This window comes from Candidatus Endomicrobiellum pyrsonymphae (assembly GCF_020328025.1).
In the GTDB taxonomy this organism is placed as follows: Bacteria; Elusimicrobiota; Endomicrobiia; order Endomicrobiales; family Endomicrobiaceae; genus Endomicrobiellum; species Endomicrobiellum pyrsonymphae.
The window spans coordinates 1-4,467 of sequence record NZ_JAIXMZ010000086.1; the positions used below are offsets into that span (position 1 = coordinate 1).

The 4,467-nt window shown below is 33.1% G+C and carries 3 protein-coding genes and 1 pseudogene; all 4 read right to left on the reverse strand.

From position 1 onward, the window contains the following. Positions 1-999 (reverse strand): GIY-YIG nuclease family protein (locus LE180_RS06285; RefSeq protein ID WP_374134603.1); only part of this gene is annotated, 999 nt, incomplete at its 3' end. 16 nt (positions 1,000-1,015) lie between these two features. Continuing rightward, complete coding sequence (gene murJ / locus LE180_RS06290; protein WP_374134604.1) at positions 1,016-2,572, reverse strand: murein biosynthesis integral membrane protein MurJ; 1,557 nt, start codon at positions 2,570-2,572, stop codon at positions 1,016-1,018. A gap of 25 nt (positions 2,573-2,597) precedes the next feature. Then, positions 2,598-3,470, reverse strand: a complete 873-nt coding sequence (gene miaA, locus LE180_RS06295; RefSeq protein WP_374134605.1) for a tRNA (adenosine(37)-N6)-dimethylallyltransferase MiaA — start codon at positions 3,468-3,470, stop codon at positions 2,598-2,600. 137 nt (positions 3,471-3,607) lie between these two features. After that, positions 3,608-4,467, reverse strand: a pseudogene (locus LE180_RS06300) (hypothetical protein); the annotation flags it as partial.

Here is a 4,467-nt window from a genome sequence, read left to right on the forward strand (position 1 = left end):
AACAACTTCGCGCATGCTCGCAAAATCGTCCGCGCCAACAACCGTTTTAATTTTAAATTTTCTATAATTCTTTTTATCGGCAATACCGTTTTGAAACCTAACCATAGACGCTACGGCATTTGTACCTTGTATATTTGAATTATCAAATCCCTCAATCACAGCAGGCGGGCGCTTTAATCCTAAAACATTTTTTAATTCATTTATACTACCTGCTCTTTGTACAGATTGATTTATTTCGTCCTGAGTAATCTCGCTTATCATAACTCTCTCGGACATGCTTTGAAGCGCATATAGTCTGTCTCTTATTTCTTTTGCCTCTTCATAACTTAAACTTTGGCTTAAATTAAACATTTGAGTTTTCCATTCATCTTCAAGTTTTTTAAATTTACCGTTTAAAAACAATTCAACATCTTTAATTTTTTCTTTATATTCTTTTGATGTAATTTTACCAAGACATGGAGCGTAACACATTTCAGTATGACAGTAAAGACATGATTTAACTTTTTTTTCTTCAGGCAAAAAATCTTTTGAAAGTTCCATTTTACACGGACGAATTTTAAAAAGTTTAACAAGCCAGCGAACAAGTTTCTTTATATAAAAAATTTGAGGATAGGGACCAAAATATAGCCCGCCATCTTTAAGTTTTTTTCTTGTAAATGTCAAACGAGGAAAATCTTCACTTATTGAAAATTTTATGTAAGGATAAGATTTATCATCTTTCCACATTGCATTAAAGTATGGTTTAATTTTATGTATAAGTTGTCTTTCAACAAGCAATGCTTCTCTTTCAGACGCGCACAAAATGTACTCAATCTTGCGCATTGCCGTTATAACAGTTGTAGCTTTCGAATTTATATCGGCGTTAAAATAAGATGAAAGTCTATTCTTGAGACTTTTTGCCTTACCTATGTATATTATATTACCAATCCCGTCACGCATTATATAAACGCCGGGAAGTTTTGGAATCTGTTCAAGTCTTTGATTTTTATTATTTGCCATGACAAATCTATGCCGTTTATTTATAGTCGCCTAACTTTACATCTCTTGAGAAAATATGCGTAAAAGTTTTTAATTCTTCTGATTTTAAAATATATGAAACTGCAACAAATGCTATTAATCCCAGAATTATTGCAGTGGGAACTGAAACAAATAAATTTTCTGATATTTTACATACATTCCATGCAGTAATACCAGTAACAACAGCCGCCATTAAAGACTTTAGTGAAGAAAACAATATTTGTTTAATACCAAGTTTACCTATACGTTTTTTCAGATAAACGGCAAGTAATATAAAATTAAAATAAGATGAAACTGCTGTTGCGAGAGCAAGTCCACCGACACTCATTGGATACATTAGCGCAATACACAAAATAACATGCAAAATCATAGCCACTATTGCCACTCTTACAGGAGTTTTAGTATCTTGAAATGAATAAAACGCATTTGCAAAAATTTTTGACAAAGCATAAGCTGGAAGACCTAAAGAATAATAAAACAACGCATTGTTTGTCATAATTGATCCTGAAGAACTAAACTTACCATGCTCAAATAAAAGTTTTACTATAGGAAGTCCTATAACCATAAGCCCACCCGCAGCTGGAAGAAGAGTAAAAACTGTAAGACGCACAGAATAATTAAGAGAGTTTTTTAGAGTTGTCATATCTTTTTGGGCAAAAGCTTTTGACATTACAGGAAGTGAAACGCTGACAAGAGCAAGTCCAAAAATTGCCAAAGGCATCTGCATAAGTCTGTTTGAATAATAAAGAGCCGATACTGGTCCTTGTCCTAATGACGACGCGCATCGACTGTCAACTAAGGCATTTATCTGATCTACAGACAAACCTATAATTGACGGTATCATAAGAAAAAAAATTTTCCTCACCCCGGGATGTTTTAAATCAAGTTTAAATTTTAAATGCCATCCCAAACTTTTAAGTTTAGGGTACTGTATAAAAAAATGAAGCGCACCGCCAATAATAACGCTTACGGCAAGTCCTTTAATTTGATTCCCTGGAACAATTACGGGCGCAATAGCAAGCATATAAAAAATTTCAGAAAAACTTAATGATGAAGGAGCAAACGCGGGAAGAAAAAATGAATGCAAAGTGTTTAAGACTGCCAACAAAAAAGCTGCAAGACACATAAAAAGAATAAAAGGAAACATCAATCTTGCAAGTTCTATTGTAAGCTGCATTTTTTCAGGATCATTTGAGAACCCGCCTGCTACTATTTTTGCCAAAATTGGCGAAAAAAACATTCCTAAAACAGATATTACAACCAATATTAACAAAAGAATTGTAAATGTTATACTTAAAAAATTTTGTACTTCCGATTTTTCTTTTTTATGCAAATACTCGCTCAGTACAGGTATAAATGCCGTTGAAAATGAGCCTTCCCCAAACATACGTCTGAAAAGATTGGGAATTCTGAAAGCTGCGTAAAAAGCATCGGCAAACATGCCTGTACCAAATAAATTAGCAACAAGCATATCTCTAATATACCCCAATATCCTTGAAAGAATAGTCCCGAAAGCTGTTTTACCGGCACGTTTTGCTAACGTTTTATTTTCCATAATAAGTTGATGATTATCTTTCCTTTTATATAAATTCAATATCTGGCTGAGCTCTAAACCATGTGTTTTGGCGTTTAGCATAATGTCTTGTATCTTTTGAAAATTCTAAAATCATATCACTTTTTGAAATCTGCTTGTCTAGGTATTGTACTATATGTTTATGTCCTATACCGCTCAAAGCCGGACATTTTTTATCAAACCCCATATCTAAAACCTTTTGCGTTTCTTCAATCATGCCGTTTTCTATCATTTGTTTACATCTTTCATTAATTTTCCTATATAAAACTTCATTCTCAACAGAAATACTGAAATGTTTAAAATTATATCGAGAATTTTTAGGCTTGATATGTTCTTTTAAAGTTTTACCTGAAATAATATTTACTTCAAGCGCTCTAAGCAGTCTCTGAGGATTTCTTTTATTTTTTTTGGCAGCCTCAGGATCTAAGACTAAAAGTTTGTTATAAAGTTCTTCCTGAGATTTAACGCTTAGTTCTTTTCTTAAAGATTCGTCGGCTTTTGGCATTTCGTCAAGCCCGTAAAGTAAAGCTTTAATGTATAAACCTGCGCCACCAGTTATAATAGGAATTTTGCCTTTGTTTGTAATTTTTGCAATTTTCAAATCAACATTGCGTGCAAATTCTGCAGCGCTGTAAGTTTGATCAGGATTAATAATATCAGTTAAATGCTGCGAAACTCCGTCTATTTCACGAATGTCATCTTGTATGAAAATACCTTCTTTATTAGTGCCAATATCTAAATATCTATATATTTGTCTCGAATCGCAAGAAATTATTTCACCATTTTTTGCTTTACAAAATTCAACAGCTTTTTTTGTTTTTCCGCTTGCAGTTGGTCCTGAAATTATTATTATATTCATTTTCTCTCTATTGTTCATCATACCCCTCAAATGGTTACCATATTTCGTCATTCTGAACGAAGTGAAGAATCCATTCTTCTAGATACTTCGGTCACTTTGCTCTTTCAGCATGACAACTATAAAAACTAAAAACATAACAAACACCAAACAAAATAAATTTATTTTCGCTTAAAAAACTTCTCCAATTCATTCTGAGAAATTTTATACGCGGTCGGTCTGCCATGCGGACACGTAAAAGGTTGTTCGCATTTAAAGATATCATTTATAAGTTTCTTTGCCTCAACAAAAGCAACATTATCACCTGCTTTTATACTTGCGCGACAAGCCGATTTAATAATTTTATCTCGTTTCTGTTCTATCTCCACATTTTTATCGTCTTCAATATCCGCTACTATCGTTTCAACTATAGGAATCATCGATATATTTCCAAGCAATGCTGGATACGCTGTAATTCTAAAAGAATTCTGTCCAAATTCTTCAATGCCTATTCCAAGTTCGTTAAAAAGATTGATATTTGTTTTAAGAACTTCTGAAACACTTGGAGCAAAATCAAAATTTTCAGGAAGAAGCATTTGTTGCAATTTAATAGACTGATTTTTCATCTGCTCAAGATACAACTCGTACCGAACTCTTTCAGCAACAGCATGTTGATCAAAAATATATAAATCGCCTTTATTTTCTGCAATAATATAAGTCCCGAAAACCTGTCCAATAATTTTAATAGTATCATCAAATTTCTCCGATGCAAGTTCTTCTTGTTTTGCAAAAACATTGGCGTACGTATCTATATTATAAGTTTGTTTTGAAGGAATATAATTTTGCTTAGGTTTAGACTCTCTAAGATAGACAGTAGATTGTCGCGATTTTGATGTCGTAAAGTCTGCGTATAAGTTATGCTTTTGCCTCTCTCCCAAAAAAGGCGTATTAGCCACGCTAATTTCCGGATGAGCGTGCGACGTAAGGGCATTTTTTAACGACTTATAAATGATATCGTACAAGCTGTTTTCGTCTGCAAATT

What these genes read in the sequence shown, in the direction of transcription:
- murJ (WP_374134604.1), bottom strand. Translation starts at nt 2,572, where the DNA reads ATGGAAAATAAAACGTTAGCAAAACGTGCCGGTAAAACAGCTTTCGGG.
- miaA (WP_374134605.1), bottom strand. Translation starts at nt 3,470, where the DNA reads ATGATGAACAATAGAGAGAAAATGAATATAATAATAATTTCAGGACCA.